At 63.3% G+C, this 25,470-nt stretch carries 25 protein-coding genes; 16 read left to right on the top strand and 9 right to left on the bottom strand.

What is annotated here, in order from left to right; translation table 11 throughout:
- The first annotated feature begins 183 nt into the window (after positions 1-183).
- The 6 genes from GM676_RS27585 (at position 184) to GM676_RS27560 (ending at position 5,079) form a co-directional block, all read left to right on the top strand.
- Entirely contained in the window at positions 184-1,047 is an 864-nt protein-coding gene (locus tag GM676_RS27585) for a CheR family methyltransferase (protein ID WP_155467475.1), read from the top strand.
- A gap of 9 nt (positions 1,048-1,056) precedes the next feature.
- Positions 1,057-1,656, top strand: coding sequence for a chemoreceptor glutamine deamidase CheD (gene cheD, locus GM676_RS27580; protein ID WP_154381254.1), 600 nt, complete (start codon positions 1,057-1,059; stop codon positions 1,654-1,656).
- An 18-nt stretch (positions 1,657-1,674) separates the two neighbouring features.
- A complete protein-coding gene (locus GM676_RS27575) occupies positions 1,675-2,745 on the top strand; it encodes a protein-glutamate methylesterase/protein-glutamine glutaminase (RefSeq protein WP_155467474.1) in 1,071 nt (356 codons plus the stop codon).
- Between the two features lie 123 nt (positions 2,746-2,868).
- A complete protein-coding gene (gene cheY, locus GM676_RS27570) occupies positions 2,869-3,258 on the top strand; it encodes a chemotaxis response regulator CheY (protein WP_028104141.1) in 390 nt (129 codons plus the stop codon).
- A 21-nt stretch (positions 3,259-3,279) separates the two neighbouring features.
- Positions 3,280-4,488 carry an EAL and HDOD domain-containing protein gene (locus GM676_RS27565; protein ID WP_155467473.1) on the top strand — a complete coding sequence of 403 codons (1,209 nt, stop codon included), beginning with the start codon at positions 3,280-3,282 and terminating at the stop codon, positions 4,486-4,488.
- Positions 4,489-4,554: 66 nt separating this feature from the next.
- Complete coding sequence (locus tag GM676_RS27560) at positions 4,555-5,079, top strand: hypothetical protein (RefSeq protein WP_155467472.1); 525 nt, start codon at positions 4,555-4,557, stop codon at positions 5,077-5,079.
- Here the strand turns inward: GM676_RS27560 and panC are convergent.
- From panC to GM676_RS27545, 3 genes are read right to left on the bottom strand one after another with little or no spacing between them, the layout of a single operon-like run.
- Entirely contained in the window at positions 5,076-5,915 is an 840-nt protein-coding gene (panC, locus tag GM676_RS27555; protein WP_155467471.1) for a pantoate--beta-alanine ligase, read from the bottom strand. The two genes, GM676_RS27560 and panC, sit on opposite strands and share 4 nt — an antisense overlap.
- A 27-nt stretch (positions 5,916-5,942) precedes the next feature.
- Positions 5,943-6,935: a segregation and condensation protein A gene (locus tag GM676_RS27550; RefSeq protein WP_211923301.1), complete on the bottom strand. Its 993-nt coding sequence runs from the start codon at positions 6,933-6,935 to the stop codon at positions 5,943-5,945.
- Between the two features lie 23 nt (positions 6,936-6,958).
- On the bottom strand, positions 6,959-7,168 hold the full coding sequence (locus GM676_RS27545; protein ID WP_155467470.1) for a DUF3460 family protein: 210 nt from the start codon (positions 7,166-7,168) through the stop codon (positions 6,959-6,961).
- A 117-nt stretch (positions 7,169-7,285) separates the two neighbouring features.
- On the opposite strand from GM676_RS27545, the gene GM676_RS27540 reads away from it, so the two are divergent.
- On the top strand, positions 7,286-8,188 hold the full coding sequence (locus GM676_RS27540; RefSeq protein WP_155467469.1) for a DMT family transporter: 903 nt from the start codon (positions 7,286-7,288) through the stop codon (positions 8,186-8,188).
- Here the strand turns inward: GM676_RS27540 and GM676_RS27535 are convergent.
- On the bottom strand, positions 8,175-9,080 hold the full coding sequence (locus tag GM676_RS27535) for a LysR family transcriptional regulator (RefSeq protein WP_155467468.1): 906 nt from the start codon (positions 9,078-9,080) through the stop codon (positions 8,175-8,177). The genes GM676_RS27540 and GM676_RS27535 overlap by 14 nt on opposite strands.
- A 105-nt stretch (positions 9,081-9,185) precedes the next feature.
- Between GM676_RS27535 and GM676_RS27530 the strand changes: the two genes are divergently transcribed.
- Positions 9,186-9,809 (top strand): glutathione S-transferase family protein, encoded by a 624-nt coding sequence (locus tag GM676_RS27530; protein ID WP_155467467.1) that lies wholly within the window; start codon positions 9,186-9,188, stop codon positions 9,807-9,809.
- A gap of 3 nt (positions 9,810-9,812) precedes the next feature.
- On the top strand, positions 9,813-11,789 hold the full coding sequence (locus GM676_RS27525) for a 2Fe-2S iron-sulfur cluster-binding protein (RefSeq protein WP_155467466.1): 1,977 nt from the start codon (positions 9,813-9,815) through the stop codon (positions 11,787-11,789).
- Positions 11,790-11,805: 16 nt separating this feature from the next.
- Here GM676_RS27525 and GM676_RS27520 read toward each other — a convergent pair whose 3' ends face one another.
- Positions 11,806-12,741: a LysR family transcriptional regulator gene (locus GM676_RS27520; RefSeq protein ID WP_155467465.1), complete on the bottom strand. Its 936-nt coding sequence runs from the start codon at positions 12,739-12,741 to the stop codon at positions 11,806-11,808.
- Positions 12,742-12,890: 149 nt separating this feature from the next.
- Here GM676_RS27520 and GM676_RS27515 point away from each other — a divergent pair, with 149 nt between their 5' ends.
- The 4 genes from GM676_RS27515 to GM676_RS27500 all read left to right on the top strand — a co-directional run bounded on the left by GM676_RS27515 (position 12,891) and on the right by GM676_RS27500 (position 19,756).
- Positions 12,891-13,664 (top strand): putative hydro-lyase, encoded by a 774-nt coding sequence (locus GM676_RS27515; protein WP_155467464.1) that lies wholly within the window; start codon positions 12,891-12,893, stop codon positions 13,662-13,664.
- Positions 13,665-13,749: 85 nt separating this feature from the next.
- Complete coding sequence (locus GM676_RS27510; protein WP_155467463.1) at positions 13,750-15,024, top strand: MFS transporter; 1,275 nt, start codon at positions 13,750-13,752, stop codon at positions 15,022-15,024.
- Positions 15,025-15,059: 35 nt separating this feature from the next.
- Positions 15,060-18,671 (top strand): hydantoinase B/oxoprolinase family protein, encoded by a 3,612-nt coding sequence (locus GM676_RS27505; RefSeq protein WP_155467462.1) that lies wholly within the window; start codon positions 15,060-15,062, stop codon positions 18,669-18,671.
- 20 nt (positions 18,672-18,691) lie between these two features.
- Entirely contained in the window at positions 18,692-19,756 is a 1,065-nt protein-coding gene (locus tag GM676_RS27500; RefSeq protein WP_155467461.1) for a porin, read from the top strand.
- A 65-nt stretch (positions 19,757-19,821) separates the two neighbouring features.
- Here GM676_RS27500 and GM676_RS27495 read toward each other — a convergent pair whose 3' ends face one another.
- The 4 genes from GM676_RS27495 to metG all read right to left on the bottom strand — a co-directional run bounded on the left by GM676_RS27495 (position 19,822) and on the right by metG (position 23,217).
- The gene (locus GM676_RS27495) at positions 19,822-20,145 is read right to left on the bottom strand and encodes a hypothetical protein (protein ID WP_155467460.1); all 324 of its coding nucleotides are present in this window, start codon (positions 20,143-20,145) and stop codon (positions 19,822-19,824) included.
- Between the two features lie 20 nt (positions 20,146-20,165).
- On the bottom strand, positions 20,166-20,486 hold the full coding sequence (locus GM676_RS27490) for a hypothetical protein (protein WP_155467459.1): 321 nt from the start codon (positions 20,484-20,486) through the stop codon (positions 20,166-20,168).
- A 75-nt stretch (positions 20,487-20,561) separates the two neighbouring features.
- Positions 20,562-21,041 (bottom strand): GNAT family N-acetyltransferase, encoded by a 480-nt coding sequence (locus tag GM676_RS27485; protein WP_155467458.1) that lies wholly within the window; start codon positions 21,039-21,041, stop codon positions 20,562-20,564.
- Between the two features lie 10 nt (positions 21,042-21,051).
- On the bottom strand, positions 21,052-23,217 hold the full coding sequence (gene metG / locus GM676_RS27480) for a methionine--tRNA ligase (RefSeq protein ID WP_229262895.1): 2,166 nt from the start codon (positions 23,215-23,217) through the stop codon (positions 21,052-21,054).
- A gap of 99 nt (positions 23,218-23,316) precedes the next feature.
- Between metG and apbC the strand changes: the two genes are divergently transcribed.
- Genes apbC through GM676_RS27465 form a run of 3 tightly spaced genes read left to right on the top strand, consistent with a single transcriptional unit; the run spans position 23,317 to position 25,405 of the window.
- Positions 23,317-24,405 (top strand): iron-sulfur cluster carrier protein ApbC, encoded by a 1,089-nt coding sequence (apbC, locus tag GM676_RS27475; protein ID WP_155467456.1) that lies wholly within the window; start codon positions 23,317-23,319, stop codon positions 24,403-24,405.
- A gap of 14 nt (positions 24,406-24,419) precedes the next feature.
- Positions 24,420-24,809: a DUF4399 domain-containing protein gene (locus tag GM676_RS27470; protein WP_155467455.1), complete on the top strand. Its 390-nt coding sequence runs from the start codon at positions 24,420-24,422 to the stop codon at positions 24,807-24,809.
- Positions 24,809-25,405 (top strand): TetR/AcrR family transcriptional regulator, encoded by a 597-nt coding sequence (locus GM676_RS27465; protein ID WP_155467454.1) that lies wholly within the window; start codon positions 24,809-24,811, stop codon positions 25,403-25,405. Before GM676_RS27470 ends, GM676_RS27465 begins: the two co-directional genes overlap by 1 nt.
- Positions 25,406-25,470: the final 65 nt, after the last annotated feature.

Here is a 25,470-nt window from a genome sequence, read left to right as displayed (position 1 = left end):
GGCCCCGGCCCCGGCGCCGGCGATTGCCGCGCCGCGTCCGGCACCGGCGCCGCGTCCGGCCGCGCCGAAGAAAGCCGCCCCGGCGCCATCGGGCGGCGACGAATGGGAAGAGTTTTGAGCCGTCGCACCGGCCGGCGCCGGTGCGACGTGGCATATTAGGCAGTACGGAAAAGGATTTAACATATGCCGCAATCAAAAGATACGGTCAAGGAATTTGACTTCAACGCCAAGGATTTCGAGCGTGTTCGCGGCTTGATTTACAAGCGTGCCGGCATCTCGCTGGCCGACAGCAAGCAGGAGATGGTCTACAGCCGCCTGGCGCGCCGCCTGCGCGCCACCGGCATCGGCTCCTTCGCCAAGTACCTGGACGACCTGGAAGCGGGGCGCCTGGGCGAGGAGTGGGAATCGTTCACCAACGCCCTCACCACCAACCTGACCTCGTTCTTCCGCGAAGCCCACCACTTCCCGCTGCTGGCCGAGCACATCAAGGGCAAGCGCGAGCCGCTGACCATCTGGTGCTCCGCCAGCTCCACCGGCGAGGAACCGTACTCGATCGCCATGACCGTGTGCGAAGCCTTCAACACGCTCACGCCCAACTGCCAGATCATCGCCACCGACATCGACACCAATGTGCTGGCCCACGCCGCCAACGGCGTCTACACCATGGACCGGCTGGACAAGATGCTGCCCGAGCGGCAGCGCCGCTTTTTCCTGAAAGGCAAGGGCGATCGCGAGGGGCAGGCGCGCGTGCGTCCGGAATTGCGCAATATGATCACCTTCAAGCAGTTGAACCTGCTGGCCGACAGCTGGCCGATCAGCGGCCAGTTCGACGCCATCTTCTGCCGCAACGTGATGATTTACTTTGACAAGGCCACCCAGCGCAAGATCCTGGCGCGCTTTGTCCCGCTGATGAAACCGGATGCGCTGCTGTTTGCCGGGCATTCGGAGAATTTCCTGTATGTCTCGGAGTCGTTGAAACTGCGCGGCAAGACTGTCTATGAACTGGACGACAACGCCGCAGCCCGCAAAGCACCGCAACGCACATGAGAATAAAACATGGACCTTGAACAATTTGCCACGAACGTTTACTACGACCGGACGTTCGACTGCCAGGCCGCCAAAATCTTGCCGGGCGAGTATTACCACACCAACAAGGACATGCTGATCGTGACCGTGCTGGGCTCGTGCGTGTCGGCCTGCATCCGCGACCGCACCACCGGCCTGGGCGGCATGAACCACTTCATGCTGCCGGACGGCGGCGGCGATGCCGGCAGCCCGGTGTCGGCCTCGGCGCGCTACGGCACCTACGCCATGGAGATCCTGATCAACGACCTGCTCAAGGCCGGCGCCAAGCGCGAGAATCTGGAGGCCAAGGTGTTTGGCGGCGGCGCGGTGCTGAAGGGCTTCACCGCCATCAACGTCGGCGAGCGCAACGCGGCGTTCGTGCTGAATTTCCTCAAGGTGGAGCGCATCCGCGTGGTGGCGGAAGACTTGAACGATATCTATCCGCGCAAGGTTTATTTCTTCCCGCGCACCGGCAAGGTGCTGGTCAAGAAGCTGATGCAAAGCCATAACGACACCCTGGTCAAACGCGAAATTGAATACGCCAGCCGCCTCAAGGTGGCGCCGGTGGGTGGCGAGATTGATTTGTTTTGAATAACAAGAAAGTATTGTATGAAGATCAAAGTCCTGGTGTGCGACGACTCCGCACTGATCCGCAGCGTGATGACCGAGATCATCAATTCCCAAGCCGACATGGAGGTCGTGGGCGTGGCCCCCGATCCGCTGGTGGCGCGCGAACTGATCAAGCAAACCAATCCTGACGTCCTGACGCTGGACGTCGAGATGCCGAAGATGGACGGCCTCGACTTCCTGGAAAAACTGATGCGCCTGCGGCCGATGCCGGTGGTGATGGTGTCCTCGCTGACCGAGCGCGGCTCCGAGATCACCATGCGCGCGCTGGAGCTGGGCGCGGTGGATTTCGTCACCAAGCCGAAAATCTCGATCCAGGCCGGCATGCGCGAATATACCGACCTGATCACCGACAAGATCCGCGCCGCCTCCAAGGCGCGGGTGCAGGCGCGCCGCCTGCCGCAGCCGGGCGCCGAAGGGCACGCGCCGCTGTCGGCGCTGCGCAACCCGCTGCTGTCGTCGGAAAAGCTGATCATCATCGGCGCTTCCACCGGCGGCACCGAGGCGATCCGCGAATTCCTGATGCAAATGCCGTCCGACTGCCCCGGCATCCTGATCACCCAGCACATGCCGGAAGGTTTCACCCGCTCGTTCGCCAAGCGGCTGGACTCGCTGTGCAAGATCTCGGTGATGGAGGCGCAGGGCAATGAGCGCGTGCTGCCGGGCCACGCCTACATCGCGCCGGGCCACTCGCACCTGTACCTGACCCGTAGCGGCGCCAACTACATGACCCGCATCGACCAGGCCGAGCCGGTCAACCGCCACCGGCCGTCGGTGGATGTGTTGTTCCGTTCCGCCGCACAAGCCGCCGGTAAAAACGCAGTCGGTGTTATCCTGACTGGTATGGGCAAGGACGGCGCAGCCGGCATGCTGGAGATGAAAAATGCCGGGGCGTATAATTTTGCGCAGGACGAGGCCAGTTGCGTGGTGTTCGGCATGCCGCGCGAAGCGATCGCCGTGGGGGCGGCGCATGAAGTCGGGGCCTTGCAGGCGCTGCCGGGCATGGTGCTGGGCTACCTGGCGCAACACGGGATGCGCGCCTTGCGTGTTTAATTGTGCAACTGTGACGTTTTACTGCTACTTTGTTCGCCTTCAAGCAACGAAAATGCTATCCTACAACTTGTTGCCAATTGTAGGCACTATTAACAACCGCGTAGAGAATCAACGGAGCAATTCATGGCTGATCCAAAGATGAAATTTTTAGTTGTTGACGATTTTTCGACGATGCGCCGCATCGTCCGGAATCTGTTAAAAGAACTGGGTTATGCCAATGTCGACGAGGCAGAAGACGGCGTGATGGCGCTGGCCAAGCTGCGCGCAGAGCAGTTCGACTTCGTCGTGTCCGACTGGAACATGCCGAACATGGACGGCCTGACCATGTTGCAAAACATCCGTGCCGACCCCGCGCTGGCCAAGCTGCCGGTGTTGATGGTGACCGCTGAGGCCAAGAAGGAAAACATCATCGCGGCGGCGCAAGCCGGCGCCAACGGCTATGTGGTGAAGCCATTCACCGCCGCCACGCTGGATGAAAAGCTGAACAAGATCTTCGAGAAACTCGGGGCTTGATATCGTTAGTAACAAGGTGCCATGCACGAAACCAACTTTCTCGTCCGTGAGCCCTTGCTTGACCCGAAACAGCGGGTCGTAGGCTACGAACTGACGTGGCAACAAGCCTCGGCTGGCGGCTCTACGCTCGATGCGCTGGAGTCGCTGGTCGGTTTCGTCGCCAGCCAGGTCCTTGATGAGGACGGCGGCTGGTTGTTGCGAGACAAAACTCTCTTCCTGGAAGCCGTTCCCGCCATGCTGTCGACCGACGCGCTGCACGCCTTGCCGCCGCAGCACACGGTGCTGTCGATCAAGACGGCGGAACTGGCCAATCCCGATACCCTGGCCGCGGTGCAGGGCTTGCGCGCCGGCGGCGTCGGCATCCTGCTGCGCGAGGCCGACCTGACCCGCATCGGCAGCCGCCTGCCGACGGTGGCTTCCTACGTGGAAGTGCGCTTCACCGGCGCCGATGTGGGGGCGCAGGCGCGCACTTATGCGGCCTTGAAACAATCGACGGTGGGGATGGTGGGCCGCCCGGTCAGCAACTGGGCCGACTTTGACGCCTGCGCGGCGCTGGGCTTGAACGCCTTTGTCGGCAAGCTGCACCTGACGCCGCGTCCCTCGAGCGACAACAAGGGCCTGAATCCGGCCCAGACCATCATCATGCAGCTGATGCAGATGGTGCGGCAGAACGCCGACATCGCCCAGCTGGAGGCGGTGCTCAAGCGCGACGCCACACTGACCTACAAGCTGCTGCGCTTCATCAATTCGGCCGGCTTTGGCGCGGGCAGGGAGGTGCAGTCCCTGCGCCAGGCGCTGACCTTGCTGGGTTACACGCCACTGTACCGTTGGCTGACCTTGCTGCTGGCCACGGCCAGCACCTCGGGCTATTCGCCGGTGCTGCTGGAAACGGCGGTGGTGCGCGGCCGCCTGGCAGAGCTGCTGGGGCAGGCGGCGCTGGGCAAGAGCGAGGCGGAAAATATCTTCGTGGCGGGCATGTTCTCGCTGCTGGACCGGCTGCTGGGCATTCCGATGCAGGAAGTGCTGGCCAACATCCAGTTGTCCGACGACGTGGTGGCGGCGCTGCTGACGCGCAGCGGCAAATATGGTCCTTACCTGGCCCTGGCCGAGGCTTGCGAACTGAATTCCAATCTGGTCGCCTCGCTGGCCGCGAGCCTGAAACTGAGCCCCCTGGACGTCAACAAAGCCCACCTCTCGGCCCTGGCCTGGGCCCAGAACGTCGCCGCTTGACCTGCCTCAAACACCGCACGCGCGCCCGTTGACGCGCCAGATTGCGCGGCGCATGATGGCTTCATCATGAACGCCAATTCCGACAGAGAGTACATCGACAACAAAGTGGGCGACGTCCGCACCGCCGTTGACGACCTGCGCGTATCCGTAAGTGAACGGCTTGATGCCTTGCGCACTACGATGGATGAACGGCTTGATGCCTTGCGCACCACGATGGATGAACGGTTTATTGCCTTGCGCACCACGATGGATGAGCGGTTTGATGCCTTGCGCACTACGATGGATGAGCGGTCTGATGCTTTGCGCGCGACGATGGATGAGCGCTTCAAGGCGATAGATGCCAAAATCGAAAATGCGGTTTCGAAAGGCGTATCCGAAGTGGTGAAGTGGGTGGTCGGCCTGTTCGTGACCACGATCGCGCTGAACGTGGCGCTTGCCAGCGTGGTGCTGCATGTGGCGCTGAGGGAGCCGCCACCACCGCCACCTGCCGTTGCGCCAGCTCAGCCGATCACCACCCCTGCAGTCATTATCCAGCTGTCGCCGCAGGGCGCGGCTGTTCTGCCGGCTGCGCCTGCGGGTGGCAAGCCTTAGATTTCGAGGTTGTCGATCAGGCGGGTGGTGCCGAGCTTAGCGGCGGCCAGCACCACCAGCGGCGTGCCTTGCGCCAGATCGCCGGCGTTCGGCGGTTGCAGGTCGTTGCGCTTGCGGATCGAGATGTAGTCCGGCTTCCAGCCGCGCTTGGCCAGGTCGTCCATGGCCTTGTGCTCCAGCTGGAACACGTCCAGATGGCCGGAACGCATTTCGTTGGCGACGAAGTTCAGGGTCTGATACAGCGCCGGCGCCTCGGCGCGCTCCGCTTCCGACAGGTACATATTGCGCGACGATAGCGCCAGGCCGTCATCCGCGCGGTACGTTTCAGCCGCGATAATCTCGGTCGGCATGGCGAACTGGCGCGTCATGTTACGCACGATCATCAGCTGCTGGTAGTCCTTCTTGCCGAACACCGCCACGCGCGGCTGCACGCACGAGAACAGCTTGGTCACCACCGTGCACACGCCATTGAAGAAGCCCGGACGGAACTCGCCCTCCAGCGTATTGCCGAGGCCATCCGGCGGCTGCACGCGGTACTCCTGCGGCTCCGGATACAGATCTTTCTCGGTTGGCGCGAACAGCACGTACACGCCTTCTTTCTCCAGCTTCTCCACGTCGGCCTGGAAGGTGCGCGGATACTTGTCGAAGTCCTCGTTCGGGCCGAATTGCAGGCGGTTGACGAAGATCGACGCCACCACCGGGTCGCCATGCTTGCGCGCCAGGCGCATCAGCGACAGGTGGCCTTCGTGCAGATTGCCCATGGTCGGGACAAACGCCGTGCGCAATTGGCCGCTCAGTTGGTCGCGCAGTTCTTCAATCGAGGTGATGATTTTCATGGTTGTAAGCTCGTTCTGGGTGCCGGCTTACGCCGGCGAGTAGGCCAGCCGCACGTAAATCGGTGCGAACGGTTCGGCCTGGGTAATTTCAATCAGGGTTTCTTTGGCCAGCTCCAGCAGCGCCACAAAGTTCACCACCACCACCGGCACGCCGCCGGCGATGTCGAACAGGTCGGCGAACTCGACAAAGCGGGTCGATTGCAGGCGGCGCAGGATGCCGGTCATGTGCTCGCGCACCGACAGCTCCTCGCGGCTGATCTTGTGATGCTGGGTCAGCTTGGCGCGCTTCATCACGTCCATCCAGGCTTGCTGCAAGTCGATGGCTTCGACATGTGGCCAGGCCGGCGTCAGGCTCTGCTCGATGAAGATCTGGGTGCGGACGAAGTCGCGGTCGACTTGCGGGATGGCGTTGAGGTCGTAGGCGGCCAGCTTGATCTGTTCGTATTCCAGCAGGCGGCGCACCAGCTCGGCGCGCGGGTCGTCCGCTTCCACGTCCAGATCGGCCTGGCGCTGCGGCAGCAGCATGCGCGATTTAATTTCGATCAGCATGGCCGCCATCAACAGGTATTCCGCCGCCAGTTCGAGGTTGGACAGGCGGATCTGATCGACGTACTTCAGGTATTGCAGCGTCAGCTGCGCCATCGGGATGTCGAGGATGTTGAAGTTTTGCTTGCGGATCAGGTACAGCAGCAGGTCGAGCGGGCCTTCAAATGCGTCGAGGAAGACTTCGAGCGCGTCGGGCGGGATGTACAGATCGGTTGGCAGCTTGAGCAGCGGCTCGCCGTACAGGCGGGCGAGGGCGGAGACTTCTCCGGTGAGGGCGGCTTCGGCGGCGGCGGCCTCGGCCGCTGCGCCATCGGCTGGCTCGGCCGCGTCAGGCGCGGCATCGTTGGCGGCATCGGCTGCGCCGGCGGAGACAGCGGCGGTGGCCGTGTCGAGCGGGTTGGGGCCGGCATCCGGCGCGCCGAGATCGGCTTCCGGTACAGGCGGCTCCAAGTCAGCCGTATCGTCTGGCAACATCCTTGCCGCCCCGCATGCTGTGCTTAGACCTTGTTCTGGTAGACGTAAGCTTGTTGCTTCACAGCCGATTCCAGCTGACGTTGCTGCTCATCCAGCGAGATCGGAGGACGGTCCCACAGCAGGGCGCGGCCTTTCTGCTGGCCTTCTTCAATACCAGGATTCTTTTCCTTCAACGCCTTGATGAACAGGGTGTGCTCGGATTCGTACATCGAATGTTGTTTAGAAAGTTTCATATTATCTAAGTGGTTGGATCAGCAACGGCTATTTTACCGCGCCGCAGCGCTCCCGCGCTATTTCTATCGCTCGCGATAGGGTATGCTCTAGCGGATAATGTTGCACGAATAGTAAAGATGAACGCCCGCCTGACGCCCCAAACCATTTTCCTGCTGACCCTGCCGCCGCTGCTGTGGGCCGGCAACGCCATCGTCGGCCGCCTGGTGCACGACATGCTGCCGCCCGTGCTGCTGAATTTCCTGCGCTGGGCCATCGCTTTCTTCATCCTGCTGCCGCTGGCCGGCCCGGTGTTCCGCCGCCAGGCCGGGCTGTGGGCGCACTGGAAAACCTACGCCATCCTCGGCCTGCTGGGCATCGGCATGTACAACGCGCTGCAATACATGGCGCTGCAAAGCTCGACGCCGATCAACGTCACGCTGGTGGCATCCGGCATGCCGGTGTGGATGATGCTGACCGGCCGCCTGTTCTTCAACGTGCCGGTCAGCCGCAAGCAGGTGGCCGGCGCGGTGCTGTCGATCGCCGGCGTGCTGCTGGTGCTGGCGCGCGGTGAATGGCAGCACGTGCTGGAGCTGCGGCTGGTGGCGGGCGATCTGTTCATGATCCTGGCGACCATCGCCTGGTCGCTGTACAGCTGGCTGCTGCTGCGCGCCAAGGAGCCGGCCGGCATCCGCGCCAACTGGGCCAGCTTCCTGCTGGCGCAAGTGGCGTTTGGCGCGCTGTGGTCGGGCGCGTTTGCGGTGGGCGAGCAGGCGCTGGGCGCGATGCCGGTGCAGTGGAGCTGGGCGCTGGCGGCGGCGCTGCTGTACGTGTCGACCTGCCCGGCCATCGTCGCCTTCGGCTGCTGGGGGGCCGGCGTGCGCGAGGCCGGCCCGTCGGTCGGTGCTTTCTTCGTCAACCTGACGCCGCTGTTTACCGCCGTGTTGTCCTCGGCCTTCCTTGGCGAAGCGCCGCACGGCTACCATGCCGCCGCCTTCGCGTTGATCGTCGGCGGCATCGTGGTCTCGGCTAGCCGCCGGTAGCCGCTTTCAGGGCGTCGATGAAGACGCGCACTTTTTGCGGCAGGTGAGAGGTAGCCGGGTAGACCGCATGGATGTCGCTCTCCGGCAGCGACCAGTCGGGCAGCACGCGCACCAGACGGCCTGTCGCCACATCGTCTTTCACTGAAAATGTGGTGGCGCGCAGGATGCCGTCGCCGGCCAGCGCCGCCGCCCGCGTGGCGTAGGCGGTATTCGATGAAAACACCGTGTTCTCCATGCGCACATCGACCTGATCGCCGGCGCGGTCGCTCAGCGTGAATTGCGCCGGCTGCGGTATCACCGACAGGGCGATGTAGGGCAGCGAAGACAAATCGTCCGGCGTGACCGGCGTGCCGTGTGCGGCCAGGAACGCGGGGCTGGCCACCAGCCAGCGCGTCAGCGTATCCACCCGCGTGGCCATGTGGCCGGAGTCGGCCAGCTTGCCCAGCCGGACCGTGACGTCGATGCCTTCCGCGATCAGGTCAATCCGATGGTCGCCGCAAGTCAGATCGATTTTCAGCGCCGGGTAGCGCGCGCGCAGCTGCGCCAGCACCGGCGACACCACAATCACCCCGTAATCGATGGGCGAGGCCACGCGCAGCGTGCCTTGCGGCGCGTTGCGTCCGCTGCGCGCCTGCTCGATGGCTTGCTCCGCCGCCTGCAACAGCTGGCGGCTGGATGCATAGAAGCTGCGGCCAGCCTCGGTCAGGCTCAGCTTGCGGGTGGAACGCAGCAGCAGGCCGACGCCGATTTCCTGCTCCAGCAGTTGCATGTGCTTGCTGACCATGGACTTGGCCAGACCCAGCCGCTCGGCGGCGGCCGTGAGCGAGCCGGCCTCGACCACGGCAACAAAGGTGGTCAGGCGGTTGAGGTTGATGGTGCTGAGATCGATCATAAGCCTGATTGTACACTTTAAGTGGACTGTGATTCCGTATTTGTCCGGCTTATCAGGACGATGGCGGCTCCCTATACTTGTTTCATCACCAACCAAGGAGTCATCATGAAACTGTACGGCATTCCGCTTTCCGGCCACACCCACCGCGCCCACCTGTTCCTTAACCTGCTGAACCTGCCGCATGAATACGTGCTGGTCGATCTGGCCAACGCCGAGCACAAGAAAGAACCCTTCCTGGGCATGAACGCCTTCGGCGAAATCCCGGTGCTGCAAGATGGCGATGTGACGCTGGCCGATTCCAACGCCATCCTGGTCTACCTGGCCTCCAAATATGACGATAGCGGCCGCTGGCTGCCGCGCGATCCGGTCGCCACGGCCAACGTCCAGCGCTGGTTGTCGGTTGCCGCCGGCAAGATCGCGGGCGGTCCCGCCACCGCGCGCCTGGTCACCGTGTTCAACGCGCCACGCGATCACGAAGCCGCCAAGACCATGGCCGTGCGTCTGTTCGACGTGATGGAACGCGAGCTGCAAGGCCGCCGCTGGCTGGTGGGAGAGCATGCCACCATCGCCGACATCGCCGGCTACAGCTATATCGCCCACGCACCGGAAGGCGGCGTGTCGCTGAAACCGTACCCGAATATCCGCGCCTGGCTGGACAACATCCGCGCGTTGCCAGGCTTTGTGCCGATGCCGGCCACCAAAGCCGGCCTGGCGCCAGAGGAGGTATAAATCATGACGCCCTTCCACGCTGGCGAATTGGCGATCCAGGAGCGCGTAGGCGTGCGCGATCACATGGCCGGCGCGGCGGCGTTCATCCGCGACTTCATGCCGGAGCAGCATCGTCAGTTCTATGCGTCGCTGCCGTTCTTCTTCCTTGGCGCGCTGGACGCGGCCGGGCAGCCGTGGGCGACCATGCTGGCCGCCGGCCCGGGGTTTGTCAGCACGCCTGATGAACATACGCTGCACATCGGCGGCGGCATGCTGGCGGGCGATCCGCTGGAAGGACAATTGCGCGTTGGCGATCATGTGGGCGGCCTCGGTCTGGAGCCGACCACGCGCCGCCGCAACCGTGTGAATGGCGAGATCGTGGCGGCCGACGAGGGCGGGCTGCGCATCGCCGTTACGCAAAGCTTCGGTAACTGCCCGCAGTACATCCAGCATCGCCAGCACAGCGCCGCGCCAGACGATGGGCGCAAGGTGCAGGTGCTGCGTGGCGTGGCGCTGACGGCGGCCGACCGCGAGCTGATTGCGCGCGCCGACACCTTCTTCATCGCCAGCGCCAATATGAAAGCCGATGCGGGTCGCGGGCGTGGCGTGGACGTGTCGCACCGCGGCGGCCGGCCGGGGTTTGTGCGCGTGGATGACGAGCGCACGCTGACGTCACCGGAATTCGTCGGCAACTTCTTCTTCAACACGCTAGGCAATGTGGCCGAGTATCCGCGCGCAGGCCTGCTGTTCATCGACTTCGAGCGAGGCGACCTGCTGCACATCGCGGTGGAGGCGGAGATTATCTGGGACGGCCCGCGGTTGCAGGCATTTGCGGGCGCCGAACGCCTGCTGCGTTTCCACGTGCGCGAAGTGGTGCGCAATGCCGGCGCGCTGCCGTTCCGCTGGACCGCGCCGCAGCCGGCCATGCAAAATGCGCGCACCGGCAGTTGGGAGGAGGCCGACCGCGCGCAGTCGGCCGCCGCGCTGACCACCAGCTGGCGCACCTTCACCGTGGCCGACGTGGTGCGGGAGAGCGCTGACGTGCGCTCATTCCATCTTGAACCAGCCGACGGCCTTGGCGTGGCGGCGCACGTGCCGGGGCAGTTTGTCTCGGTGCGCGTGCCGGAGTGGGCGGACGGCGGCGCGGCGTCGCAAATCCGCAGCTACACGATTTCCGATGCGCCCAATGGCCGCCGTTACCGCGTCAGCGTCAAGCGCGATGGCGTGGTGTCGTCATGGTTGCACGCGCATCTGGCGCCGGGCGCGCAGATCGAGTTGATGGGGCCCGGTGGCGACTTCACATTTGAAGAGGGCACGCAGCGGCCGGCCGTGCTGCTATCGGCCGGCATCGGCATCACGCCAATGATCGCCATGCTGAACGGCTTGCTGGTGAACGGCAGCCGCACACGCCATCGTCATCCAATCCACTTCATTCACGGTGCGCGCGAGACGGCGCATCCGTTTGCGGTGCACCTGCAAACGCTGGCGGCAGGGCACAGCAATCTCTCCGTGCATGTGCAAAGCAAGCGCATTGATATCAACCTGCTGCGCGAGCTGCTGCCATTCGACGACTACGATTTCTACCTGTGTGGCCCGGCCGGCTTCATGCAAACCATGTACGAAGGCCTGCGCAAGCTGAATGTGCCGGACCAGCGCATCCGCTTCGAGGCTTTCGGCCCCGCCAGCGTGCGTCGTAGTGACGTCGCCGGCACGCAGGCCGTGGCGGCCGCCGCCGGCCCGGTGCCGGTCCACTTCGTCCGTTCGGGTGTCGAGGCGATATGGGACGGGTCGCACGGCAGCCTGCTTGAACTGGCCGAAGCGAACGGCGTGGCCGCCCCTTCGGGGTGCCGCTCAGGTTTGTGCGGCTCCTGCGCGGCAGGCCTGGAATCGGGCGATGTGGCTTATACCCGTCGCTGTAGCACGCAGCCGGAAGCGGGGCAGGTATTGCTGTGTTCCGTCGCCCCGCGTGCGGGCGCCAGCGAGATTGCGCTGGCGCTGTAAGACCTGATGCCGGACCTCAGCCCAGCGACTTGATGTAGCGTGGATCGACCTGGGCGCAATAGCCGGCGCAGGACTGGCGTGCCGCGTTGGCGGCGGCATGCACCAGCATCTCGGCATTCGAGTGGAAGCACATGGAGACAATAATCGACGGCGGCTCCGGCTGCACCGGCAGCTCAATAAACTCACCGCTGTCGAGCAAACCTGCCACGAACAGGCTGGGTATCGCGGCCACGCCGTAACCATCTTTCATCAACTGTACAATCGCCGCCACCGACGGCGAGCAGGTAATGCGTGTCTGCTCCAGTGGCACCATGGCCAGGTTGGCCATCTTGCTGACGATCTCCTCCAGCATGCGGTGCGGCGCGGTGCCACGTCCAAAGGTCAGGATCGGCAGTTGCAGCAGGCGCTGATTCAAACCTTCCTTGCGCGGGTCCAGCAAGCCTTTGCGCGCGATCCAGTGCAGCGGATAGACCGCCAGCGCTTCGGACACGATATCGCTGCTTTCCACACCTTCCACCTGAATCACCAGATCGAGCTCGCGGGCACGCAGGCGGCGCTCCAGCACATTGCTCATGTCGACCGCCAGATCGACTTCAATTTCCGGATACAGCGCGTTCAGCTCACGGATGTACTGCGCCAGCCAGCTATGCACCACCGATTCAATCACCCCCAGGCGCAAGCGGCCGCGCACCGCATTGTCCTTGTGCGCCGCCGCCTGCAGGCGCCGGGTCGCGTCGACCACCGCTTTGGCATGGCCCAGCAGATATTCGGCGTTGGCGGTGAGGCGGAAGTCTTTGCTGTGGCGGTCGACGAGTTCCGTTTGCAGCTCTTCTTCCAACGTCTTGATACGCAGGGAGATCGCGGCGGGCGTGGCGTGCAGCGCCTGCGCCGTTGCGCGGAAGCTGCGCAGCTGGGCGAGGATGACGAAGGTCTCCAGGAAGCGGGTGTTCATGCGACAAGAATACCTTAACCTCATGCACCAGGATAGCGCGGAGTGGTAAGAAAAACTAAACAACAACAGCAACAATAACTAGATAGCCTGTGTGGTTATTCGAGATTATTCTTATCTCATGCTGTTTTAATATGATGAGCGAGCCAGCCATGACACCACTCGAATTGCGCCAGCAGGTCCGTAGCGGCGCCTTCCGCCAGCCCACCGCAGGCTATTGCGGTCCTTATGCCCAGGCCAACCTGGTCATCCTGCCACAAGCGCATGCCCATGACTTCCTGCTGTTCAGCCAACGCAATCAGCGCGCCTGTCCGTTGCTGGCGGTGGGCGAGCCGGGGCAGTGGAATCTGCCGCGCCTGGGGGCGGACCTCGACATCCGCAGCGACACCCCGGGCTACAACATTTACCGCGAGGGCCAGCTGACCGAACAAACCTATGCGCTGCATGAGGTCTGGCGTGATGACATGGTGGTGTTTGCGATCGGCTGCTCGTTCTCGTTTGAGCACATGCTGCTGGAGGCGGGCATCCGCTTGCGCCACGTGGAGCAGCGCCGCAACGTCGCCATGTTCTGCACCAATATCCGCAACCATCCCGCCGGCCCGTTCGCTGGCGAGATGGTGGTGTCGATGCGGCCGATGAAAGCGGTCGACGCTATCCGCGCGATTCAGATCACCAGCCGCTATCCGGCGGTGCACGGCGCGCCTGTTCATTTGGGCGATCCGCGTTTGATTGGCATTGCCGACATCATGCAGCCCGACTACGGCGATGCCGTCGAGATCATGCCTGATGAAATCCCTGTGTTCTGGGCTTGCGGCGTGACGCCGCAGGAAGCCATACGCCATGCGCGTTTGCCACTGGTGGTCACCCACCAGCCGGGCTACATGCTGGTGACCGACATACTCAATTCTTCACTCGCAGCTTTTTAATTTAAAAAAACCAGCGCAGCACCACAACGGGCCAGCACCACTGGCCTGAACGGGGACGGCTGCGCCTTCAAAAAGGGAGATTACGATGAACACACAAGCACTCGGCACAGAACAGCGGGAAGGATTCTTTTCCTGGTTCTTCGCCTTGACGGGCAAGGAGCGCCGCACCTTCTGGAGCTGCAAGATCGGTTACGCGCTGGATGCGATGGACACGCAGTTCCTCAGCTTCGTGATTCCAACGCTGATTGCCACCTGGGGCCTGTCCAAGGGCGACGCGGGCCTGATCGGCACGGTGACGCTGCTGACGTCCGCCGCCGGCGGCTGGATCGCCGGCATTCTGTCCGACCGCATCGGCCGCGTGAAAGCGCTGCAAATCACGATACTCTGGTTCGCGTTTTTCACCGTGCTGTGCGGCCTGGCGCAGAACTTCACGCAGCTGCTGTGGGCGCGCGGCCTGATGGGCTTTGGCATGGACGGCGAGTGGACGGCTGGCGCCATCCTCATCGGCGAAGTCATACGCGCCAGGGACCGTGGCAAAGCGGTCGGCATGGTGCAGGCGGGATGGGCGATAGGCTGGGGCGTGTCCGCGCTGTTGTACGCCTTGATGTTCTCGCTGCTGCCGGCGGAGTGGGCATGGCGTTCGCTTTTCCTACTGGGGATCTTGCCGGCACTGTTCGTGATCTTCATCCGCCGTTTTGTCGATGAGCCGGAAGTGTTCGTGGCCGTGAAGAAGAAAGCGGCGCGTGACGAAGGCCAGCCATCGTTCTGGCAAATCTTCTCGCCGAAAATGCTGAGCGTGACCCTGCGCGCCGTCCTGCTGACCACCGGCGCGCAAGGCGGCTACTACGCCATCACCACCTGGCTGCCCACTTTCCTCAAGACCGAGCGCCACCTGACGGTGCTGGGCACCGGCGGCTACCTGGCCATGGTGATTGTCGGCTCCTACGTCGGCTACATCGTCAGCGCCTTCCTGACCGACTATCTGGGCCGCAAAAAGAACTTCATCTTGTTTGCCACCGGCTCGATGTGCATTGCCCTGGCGTATACCCGGTTGCCGGTGACGGATGGGGTGATGCTGTTCCTGGGCTTCCCGCTGGGCTTCTGCGTGTCCGGTGTGTTCAGCGGCATGGGCGCCTTCCTGACGGAGCTGTTCCCCACCGCCATACGCGGCTCGGGCCAGGGCTTCAGTTACAACATGGGCCGCGCGGTAGGTTCGCTGTTCCCGCTGATGATCGGCATGAGCAGCCAGTCGATGGCGCTCGGCGAGGCGATCGGCATCTTCGCCGGCACCGCTTACGGCGTCATGATCCTCGCGGCCCTGACCTTGCCGGAAACCGCCGGCAAACAACTCGAATCCTGAATCACAGATCCCATACCAGACTTAAAGGCATCAATATGAAAAACGACATCCCCGCTCAACAACTGCGTTGGCAATTCTGGGTCGACCGCGGCGGCACCTTCACCGACATCGTGGCGCGCCGTCCGGACGGCAAGCTGGTGACGCACAAGCTGCTGTCGGAGTGCCCGGAGCGTTACGACGACGCGGTCACCCAAGGCATGCGCGAGATGCTCGGGTTGAAAACCGGCGATCCGCTGCCGACCGGGCAAATTGAGGTCATCAAGATGGGCACCACGGTGGCGACCAACGCGCTGCTGGAACGCAAGGGCGCACGCACGGCACTGGCCATCACGCGCGGTTTTGCCGACCAGCTGCGCATCGGTTACCAGGACCGGCCGGACATCTTCGCCATGCACATCGCGCTGCCGGATCTGATCTACGAAGAGGTGATTGAAATCGACGAACGCATCGGCGCGCATGGCGAAGTGCTGCAAGCGCCGGACGACGCGCTGCTGCGCCGCCAGTTCCAGGCGCTGCGCGGACGCGGCATCGATGCGATTGCGATTGTGCTGATGCACGCCTACCGCTATCCTCAGCACGAGCAGCGCCTGCACGTGCTGGCGGTGGAAGCGGGCTTCACGCAGATCTCGGTTAGCCACCAGGTCAGTCCCTTGATGAAGATCGTCGGCAGGGGCGATACCACGGTGGTGGATGCCTACCTGTCGCCGGTGCTGCGTGATTATGTGTCGCGCGTTTCCGCCGACACCGGCGATACCCGCCTGATGTTCATGCAATCCAACGGCGGGCTGACGGACGCCAGCCGCTTCCAGGGCAAGGACGCGATCCTGTCCGGCCCCGCCGGCGGCATTGTTGGCGCGGTCAAGAGTTGCGAAGCGATAGGCCTGAAGCAGGTGATCGGCTTTGACATGGGCGGCACCTCGACTGACGTCGCCCACTATGACGGCGCCTATGAGCGCGTGTTCGAGATGGTGGTTGCCGGTGTGCGTGTGCGTGCGCCGATGATGCACATTCATACGGTGGCGGCGGGCGGCGGCTCGATTTGCAGTTTTGAAAACGGCCGCTTCAAGGTCGGCCCGGAGTCGGCTGGCGCCAATCCGGGGCCGGCAAGCTACCGCAAGGGCGGTCCGCTGACGGTCACCGACTGCAATGTGATGCTGGGCCGTATCCAGCCCGAGCACTTCCCGCACGTGTTTGGCCCCAACGGCGATCAGCCGCTGGACCGTGATGTGGTGGTACGCCGCTTCAGCAAGCTGGCGGAGCAGATCCACGCCGAGACCGGAACGCGCCTGTCGCCATCGGCCGTGGCGGATGGCTTCCTGGCGGTCGCCGTCGACAATATGGCGCAGGCGATCAAGTCGATTTCGGTGGAGCGCGGCTATGACGTCAGCCGTTATGCCATGTGCTGCTTCGGCGGCGCCGGCGGCCAGCATGCTTGCCGTGTGGCGGATGTCCTTGGCATGAGCAAGATCGCGATCCATCCGTTTGCCGGTGTGTTGTCGGCATTCGGCATGGGCCTGGCGGACATCCGCGCGATGCGCGAAGCCGCCGTCGAGCAGCCGCTGAACGCAGCGACGTTGACCGCGCTGGAGCCGCAACTGGCCGCGCTGGCGCAGCAGGCCGCCGAGGAACTATTGGCGCAGAAGGTCGCCCAGGCCGACATCAGCGTTGAACTGTGCGCCCGCGTGAAATACCAGGACAGCGATTCCACCTTCGTCGTCGCCCTGGGGAGCGAAGTGGCCATGGCCGAAGCCTTCGCCACCCTGTACCGCAGCCGTTTCGGCTTCGTGATGGAAGGCCAGCCGCTGGTCATCGAATCCATCTCCGCCGAGGCCATAGGCGCCGGCGACGGCTTGGGATTTGAAATCTCCGTGCCGGCCGGCGGCGAGCGCGTGGAGGATGGCCGCGTCTATAGCTATGTCGATGGCGACACCGTGCCGATTCCGCTGTACGTGCGCGCCGAACTGCCGGTGGGCAGCCGTGTCGCCGGCCCGGCGCTGATCCGCGAGGCCATCGCCACCACCGTGGTGGATGCTGGCTGGAGCGCCCGCGTGCTGCCCGACCATACGCTGCTGCTGGAGCGTGTGGTTTCCGCTGGTGCGGCGCACAAGATGACCACCGCGGTACATCCGATTCATCTGGAAATCTTCAATAACCTGTTCATGGCGATTGCACGCCAGATGGGGACGACGCTGGAGAACACGGCGTACTCGGTCAACATGAAGGAGCGTCTAGACTTCTCCTGCGCCGTGTTTGACCGCCACGGCAACCTGATCGCCAACGCCCCGCATATTCCCGTCCATCTGGGATCGATGAGCGACAGTGTGCAGTGCGTGATTCGTCAACACGCCGCCAGCATGGCGCCAGGCGATGCCTATGTGCTCAACGTGCCATACAACGGTGGCACCCACCTGCCGGACATCACGGTGGTCTGCCCGGTCTATGGCAAAGCGGCTGATGCGCCGCTGTTCTACGTCGCGGCGCGCGGCCATCATGGTGATGTGGGCGGTATTACGCCGGGCTCCATGCCGCCGAACAGCAGCAGCATCCTGGAGGAGGGCGTATTGCTGGACAACGTGAAGATCGTCGACCGGGGTGTGTTCCTCGAACAGGAAGTGCGGGCGCTGTTTGCCGCCGGTCCCTGGCCGAGCCGCAATATCGACCAGAACATCGCTGACCTGATCGCGCAACTGGGCGCATGCGAAACCGGCGCCAACGAATTGCTGAAAGCCGCCGCCACTTACGGCGAAGAGGTGGTGCTGGCCTACATGCAGCATGTGCAGGATAACGCCGAGCAGGCCGTGCGCAAGGCCATCCGCACGCTGCGCGACGCCAGCTTCGCCTACGAGATGGATGACGGCGCGCTGTTGCAGGTGAAACTGACCATCGATCGCGATAACGGCAGCGCCATCGTGGACTTCACCGGCACTAGCGAACAGCGTCCCACCAACTTCAACGCGCCGCTGTCGGTGTGCAAGGCGGCCGTATTGTACGTGTTCCGCACCCTGATCGACAGCGACATTCCGATGAACGAAGGTGTGCTCAAGCCCCTGCACCTGATTGTGCCGGAAGGCTCGATGCTCAATCCGCGCTATCCGGCGGCGGTGGTCGCGGGGAATGTGGAGGTATCGCAGTACGTCACCGACGCCCTGTACGGCGCGCTCGGTGTGATGTCCGCCTCGCAGGGGACGATGAACAACTTCACCTTTGGGAATGACCAGCATCAGTACTACGAAACCATCGCCGGCGGATCGGGCGCAGGTCCGGGTTTTGATGGTACCGCCGCCGTGCAGACGCACATGACCAACTCGCGCATGACCGATCCGGAGGTGCTGGAATGGCGCTTCCCGGTGCTGGTCGAGACGCACGCCATCCGCCGCGGCAGTGGCGGCAACGGGGCGCACCGTGGTGGCGACGGCGCGCTGCGCCGCATCCGCTTCCTTGAGGCGATGACGGCCAACATTCTGGCCGGCCACCGCCGCATCGCACCGTTTGGCTTGCAGGGCGCGCAGCCCGGCGCTCTGGGGCGCAACTGGGTGGAGCGCGGCAATGGATCGGTCGAGGAGTTCGGTGCGACGCACACCGCCGAGATGCAGGCCGGTGATGTCTTTGCGATTGAAACGCCGGGCGGCGGCGGTTTCGGCGCTTAATGAAAAACAGGGAGATGACAATGAAAAAAAATATGATGGCGCTCGCATTGAGCGCGGCAGCCGGGATGGCGGCGGCACAATCCAATGTGACCGTGTACGGCATCTTTGACATGGCGCTGGTGCACGAGAGTGGTGGCACGGCCTCCAGCACCAAGGTGACGAGCGGCGTGGAGTCCGGATCGCGCATCGGCTTCAAGGGCACCGAGGATCTGGGCGGCGGCATGTCGGCGGTCTTCCTGGTGGAGAATGGCTTCCAGGGCGATACCGGCGCCATGGGGCAGGGGGGCTTGCTGTTCGGCCGCCAGGCGTACGTGGGATTGCAAGGCAGCGCAGGCACGGTGGCGATCGGCCGGCAATACACGCCGCAGTACCTGGCGGTGGCTGCGGTCGACCCTTTCGGCTCGGGGACGGCGGGAGATACCAAGAACCTGATGGCATCGACCGGCAATAGCGCCAGCCGCATGGACAATGCCGTCAAATACATCTCGCCCGTGGCGCATGGCTTCAGTGGCGAACTGGTGTACGGTGCCGGCGAAGTGGCTGGCGACGGCGGCGCCGGCCGCCAGTTCGGCGGTGCGCTGGCGTATGCGGCGGGACCGTTGACGCTGCGCTTGGCCTCGCACTATCGCAATAACGAGACGGCGATGGTGAAGAACGTCAGCAGCGCGCGTAACTCGGTGTTGACCGCGCTGTACGACTTCGGCGTGGCGAAGGCGCACTTCGCGTATGGCGTGGACAAAGGCGTGAACAGCGCCTTGCCGCGCAATCTGGCCAATCCGTTTGGCGCAAGCGTGGCGCCAACGCCATCCACCGATAGCGATGTGATGCTGCTTGGCGTGACGGTGCCGGCGGGCCTGGGCACCTGGCTTGGCTCCTACATCCGCAAGAACGATAAGACCGGCTTCAATCAGGACGCGCAGCAGTTCGCGGCGGGATATCGCTATTACCTGTCCAGGCGTACCGACTTGTATGGCGTGTACGGCTACATCCGCAACAAGAATGGCGCCGGCTACACGGTCGGCAGCTCGATTGAGGGCGGCACCGGCAACCGCGCGATCAACCTCGGCATTCGCCACCTCTTCTAGGCCTGCGGCTTAGAGGTCGTTTCAAAAAGCCCGCGGCTTCGTTGCGTGCATTTTGAAACAACCTCTTAGCGCTGCTGCGTCTTGCTGGTGTTGTCGCAATCGGCGCGGGCATGGGCGGGCGTGGTGGCGTTGCCGTCGGTGTGCGCCTCATTGCAATCGGTGTTTGACTTGTTGTTCTTTTTCGCCTTGCGGTCCTTGGCGGTTTTTTGCTGCGAGCCGATCGTATTGCTGTTGTTCTGCATGCCGGTGGCATTCTGCTCGCCGCTGTTGGCCGTGCTTTGGCCCTTGGTTGGCGTGCCGGTGTTGCTGGTGCCCGAAGTTTGCGTTTGTGCCACGGCCGCCACGCTCATGGTGGCCGCCGCAAGAAATGCGATCAATTTGGAATTCATGACAGTCTCCTGTAAAAGTGCTACCGAAGGACGGGGTCCTTAATCTCGGGGTGGGCCGTGGTTGGTGCCGCTTCCGGCATGGCGGCCTTGCCATTGTGCTTGCCGCAATTGGCGCTGTTGGCAGCGGTGGTCTTGCTGGTCTTGGCCTGCACCTCCACGCTCTCGCCGCCGCTGGCGTCCACGCCGCCCTGCATGCCGGTGCAATCGTGCCTGGCGGGCTTCTTGGCCTTGGCCGCCTTGCCCGCGCTAGTCTTGACTGATGGATCGGGGGTGGTTTGCTGAGCAACGGCCGTTGTGCCCAGGAAGCCGGTCAGCATCAACAACCCCAAAGTGGTTTTCATGATTGCCTCCGTAGGAAGCCACCATTGTTTCACGCGGGCGCATCGGCGTTTGTAGGACTGCCTCCCGTGCGGCTGTCAGTGCCGCAGCGAGCGGCGCATCACCAGCGGCGCGGGTTCCAGCGGATTGGCGTGCGAATACTCCAGTTCCTCGGCCAGTTCGAATTCGTAGGCGGTGTAGAAGTCGATCAGCTTCGGCTGGTCGGCGCGCACCGCCAGGCGCACTTCTTCCACGCCGGCCGCCAGGCCATGGTGGATCACCGCCTCCAGCAAGTGCTGCGAGAGATTACTGCCCCGGTACTGCGGCAGTACACCCATCCTGCACACTTCCCATACATCCTGCTCGGCATCGAGCGGCAGCCAGCGCACCGAGCCGACCGGCTGATCGTCCACCTCCAAAACAAAACCGCCGCCATCGCGCAGATGTTCTGCAACGATGACGGCGGTTTCGCGGTGGCCGCTGGAAGTAACGCTGACCTTGCCGGCCCACGCGGCGCGCGTGAGCTCGGCGATCAGTCTGGCATCATCCTTCGTCGCTTCGCGTACAACAAGGTTCATGCCGGCTTCCTTAGCGAATGCGCATGCCCGGCTTGGCGCCCGGCCATGGATTCAGGATGTAGATGCCCGGATCGGCTTTTTCGTCCACGGCCGACGCGGCCATGACCATGCCTTCCGAGACGCCAAACTTCATCTTGCGCGGCGCCAGGTTGGCCACCAGCACGGTCAGCTTGCCGACCAGGTCTTCCGGCTGATACATCGACTTGATGCCCGAGAAGACGTTGCGGTGACGGCCTTCGCCGGCGTCCAGCGTCAGGCGCAGCAGCTTGTCCGAGCCTTCCACGTGTTCGCAGTTGACGATCCGGGCGATGCGCAGGTCGACCTTGAAGAAGTCGTCCACCGAGATTTCAGGCGCCATTACTTCGATGCCGGTTTCGGTCACGGCCACCGCTGGCGCGGCCTTGGCCTTGGCTGGCTTCTCGGCCTTGGTGGCGGCTGCCGGCGCGGCGGCGGCACCGGCGGCAGGCGCGTCGAACAGGTCTTCGATCATCTTCGGATCGACGCGGGTCATCAGGTGCGAGTAAGCGCCGATGGTGCGGCCCAGCAGGGCGCCAGATGCCACGCCGCTGGCCACATCGGTCTGCGCCCAGTCGAACTTCTCGTCGTTGAGGAACTTGGCCACGTTGGCGGCCACGCCCGGTAGCACCGGCGAGAGCAGGATGGACAACTGGCGGAACAGGATCAGCGCGGTGGTGCAGACGTCGTGCAGCTCGGCGGTCCTGGCCTCGTCCTTGGCCAGAATCCATGGCTTGTTCTCATCCACGTACTGGTTGGCGAAGTCGGCGATCTCCATGATCTCGCGCAGCGCCTTGCCGAACTCGCGCGCCTCGAAGTTGGCGGCGATGTTGGCCTGGCGTTCCACGCCGTCGGCCGTCACCAGCGCGCGCTTGATCCATTCCTGGGCGTTGGCCGACAGGCTGGTGGCCAGCTTGCCGTCGAACTTCTTGGCGATGAAGCCGGCGCAGCGCGAAGCGATGTTGACGTACTTGCCGATCAGGTCTGAATTCACGCGGGCCACGAAGTCTTCGCCGGTGAAGTCCAGGTCTTCCACCTTGGAGTTCAGCTTGAAGGCGATGTAATAGCGCAGCCATTCCGGATTCATGCCCAGGTTCAGATAGCGCAGCGGCGAAATGCCGGTGCCGCGCGACTTGGACATTTTCTCGTTGTTGACGGTCAGGTGGCCGTGCACCGCCACGCGCATGCGCTCGATGGTCGGGTGATCGGCGAACTTCAGCATCGCCGGCCAGAACAGCAGGTGGAAGGACACGATGTCCTTGCCGATGAAGTGGATCTGTTCGGCGTCCGGATCTTTCAGGAAAGCGTCGTAGTCGATGCCTTTCTTGGCGAAGTAGTTCTTCAGCGAAGCCAGATAGCCGACCGGCGCGTCCAGCCAGACGTAGAAGTACTTGCCCGGTGCGTCGGGAATCGGGATGCCGAAATAAGGCGCATCGCGCGAGATATCCCAGTCGGCCAGCTTCTCGCCGGCTTCGCCCAGCCATTCGGACACCTTGTTGACCATCTCCGGCTGCAAACGGCCCGGCGTGTTCAGCCAGTCGCGCAGGAACTCGTAGCAGCGCTTGTCCGACAGCTTGAAGAAATACTGTTCCGACGGCTTGAGCACCGGCGTGGCGTTGGTGAACACCGAGAACGGGTTCACCAGGTCGGTCGGCTGATAAGCCGCGCCGCACACCTCGCAGTTGTCGCCGTACTGGTCCTTGGCGCCGCATTTCGGGCACTCGCCCTTGATGTTGCGGTCGGCCAGGAACATGCCTTTGACCGGATCGAAGAAGCGGTCCACGGTCTTGGTCTGGATCAGGCCGGCATCGCGCAGCTTGCGGTAGATGCCCTGCGACAGCTCGACGTTTTCCGGCGAATCGGTCGAATACCAGTTATCGAAGGCGATGTGGAAGCCGTCCAGGTACTGGGCGCGGCCGGCGGCGATCTTGGCCACGAATTCCTGGGGCGTGATGCCTTCCTTCTCGGCGGCGATCATGATCGGCGTGCCGTGGGTATCGTCGGCGCCCACAAAGTGGACTTCGCGTGGCGTGTTGCCATCGCGCTGCATTCGCTGGAACCGGACCCAGATGTCGGCCTGGATGTACTCCATCATGTGGCCAATATGGAAAGCGGCGTTTGCGTAGGGCAGGGCAGTGGTGACGAACAGCTTGCGAGTCATGGTTGTTGCACTTTGTGGGTGGAAAAGGAGCATTTTAACAGCGGATGCGGCTAGTGCGCATGTTGCGATAGAATGAAGGCCTATTTAACGGAGAGTTACATGAGCATCGCAGTAGAAGACGTCAAAGCCGCCCTGTCGAAAATTGTTGATCCAAACACAACTAAAGACTATGTGAGCGGCAAGTCGGTCAAGAATTTGAAGGTCGATGGCAGCGATGTGTCGCTCGACATCGAACTGGGTTATCCGGCCAACAGCCAGATCGACGGCATCCGCGCCAGCGTGATCGCCGGCCTGAAAACCCTGCCGGGCATCGGCAATATCAGCGTCAGCGTGTACAGCAAGATCATTGCGCACACCGTGCAGCGCGGCCTCAAGCCGATGGTCAATGTAAAGAATATCATTGCGGTGGCCTCGGGCAAGGGCGGTGTGGGCAAATCGACCACCGCCGTCAACCTGGCGCTGGCGCTGGCCGCCGAGGGCGCTTCGGTGGGCTTGCTGGATGCCGATATCTACGGTCCGTCGCAGCCGATGATGCTGGGCGTGTCCGGCCGTCCTGAGACCAAGGATGGCAAGTCGATGGAGCCGCTGGAAAACTATGGCGTGCAGGTATCTTCCATTGGCTTCCTGATCGATCCGGACGAGCCGATGGTGTGGCGCGGCCCGATGGTCACCCAGGCACTGCAACAACTGCTGGAGCAGACCAACTGGCGCGACCTGGACTATCTGATCGTCGACATGCCGCCGGGCACCGGCGACATCCAACTGACGCTGTCGCAAAAAGTGCCGGTGACCGGCGCGGTGATCGTCACCACCCCGCAGGACATCGCCCTGCTGGACGCGCGCAAGGGCTTGAAGATGTTCGAGAAAGTCGGCATCCCCATCCTGGGCGTGGTGGAGAATATGAGCGTGCACATCTGCACCAACTGCGGTCACGCCGAGGAAATCTTCGGCCACGGCGGTGGCGAGAAAATGTGCAAGGACTTCGGCGTCGACTTCCTCGGCGCGCTGCCGCTGACCATGGCCATCCGCGAGCAGGCCGATTCCGGCAAGCCGACCGTGGTGGCCGAGCCGGACGGCAAGGAAGCGGCGATCTACAAGCAAATCGCCCGCAAGGTGGCGGTGCAAGTGGCCGAGAAGGCCAAGGATATGACCAGCAAGTTCCCCACCATCGTCGTCAAAAACGACTAAACAGGAGAATCACCATGATGAAATCGGTATTGGCTGCAACCCTGATGTCCCTGAGCGCCATGGCGTTCGCGCAGCAATCGGTGTCCTTTGTCGAGCCGGCCAACGGCGCGACTGTCAGCAGCCCGTTCAAGGTCAAGTTCGCTGTCACCGGCATGGAAGTCAAGCCGGCTGGCGACATGACCGCCAATACCGGCCACCATCACTTGCTGGTCAACGCCACCCCGGTCAAAGCCGGCGAAGTGATCCCGGCCGATGAAAAGCACATCCACTTCGGCAAAGGCCAGACCGAAACCGAGCTGAATCTGCCGCCGGGTAACTACACCTTGACCATGCAGTTCGCCAACGGCCTGCACCAGGCTTACGGTCCTGCCATGAACAAGGAAATCAAAATCACCGTCAAGTAATGCCTGCACGACCGGCTGTCCTCAGCATCCGCAAAGCCCCGCGCCAGCGTCGCTCCGCCCACACGGTGGAGGCGATACTGGAAGCGGCGGCGCTGGTGCTGGAGGAGGATGGGCTGGAAGGCTTCAACACCAATGCCGTGGCCCGCCGCGCGGGCGCCAGCATCGGCACGCTGTACCAATACTTCCCCGGCAAGGACGCTTTGACGCTGGCGCTGCTCCAGCGCGAAGAGGGCAAGTATCGCGAGGCCGCCACCGCCGCCGCCGCGCTGCCGGACTGGCGCGAGGCTTTGCGTACCTTCATCGAAGTCTCTGCCCGTCAGCAACTGGAACGTCCCAACCTGGCGCGCCTGCTGGATCAGGAAGAGGGCCGCCCCGACATCCGCGCCGCGCTGGACAAAGGCCACAGCTTCGTGGTCCTGATGACCACGATTCTTGAACGCGCCGGCCGCGGCGACAGTCAACTGGCCGCCGCCGACCTGCTGGCCCTGATCCGCGGCATGACCGACGCCGCCGGCGAACGCGGCGAGCATGATCCCGCCAACCTGGCCCACCGCATCAACGCCGCCGTTTTCGGCTACGTGGATTCAGTTTTCTGATTTGCGCGTAGCTCAATTTCCTTCGGTTTCGAAGATTGAGTGATTAAAAATGCTATTTAACTAGC

It is taken from the genome of Duganella radicis (assembly GCF_009720825.1).
Lineage (GTDB): Bacteria > Pseudomonadota > Gammaproteobacteria > Burkholderiales > Burkholderiaceae_D > Rugamonas > Rugamonas radicis.
Note: the sequence above shows the minus strand (reverse complement) of the source record. Positions and strands in the feature narration are given on the sequence as shown.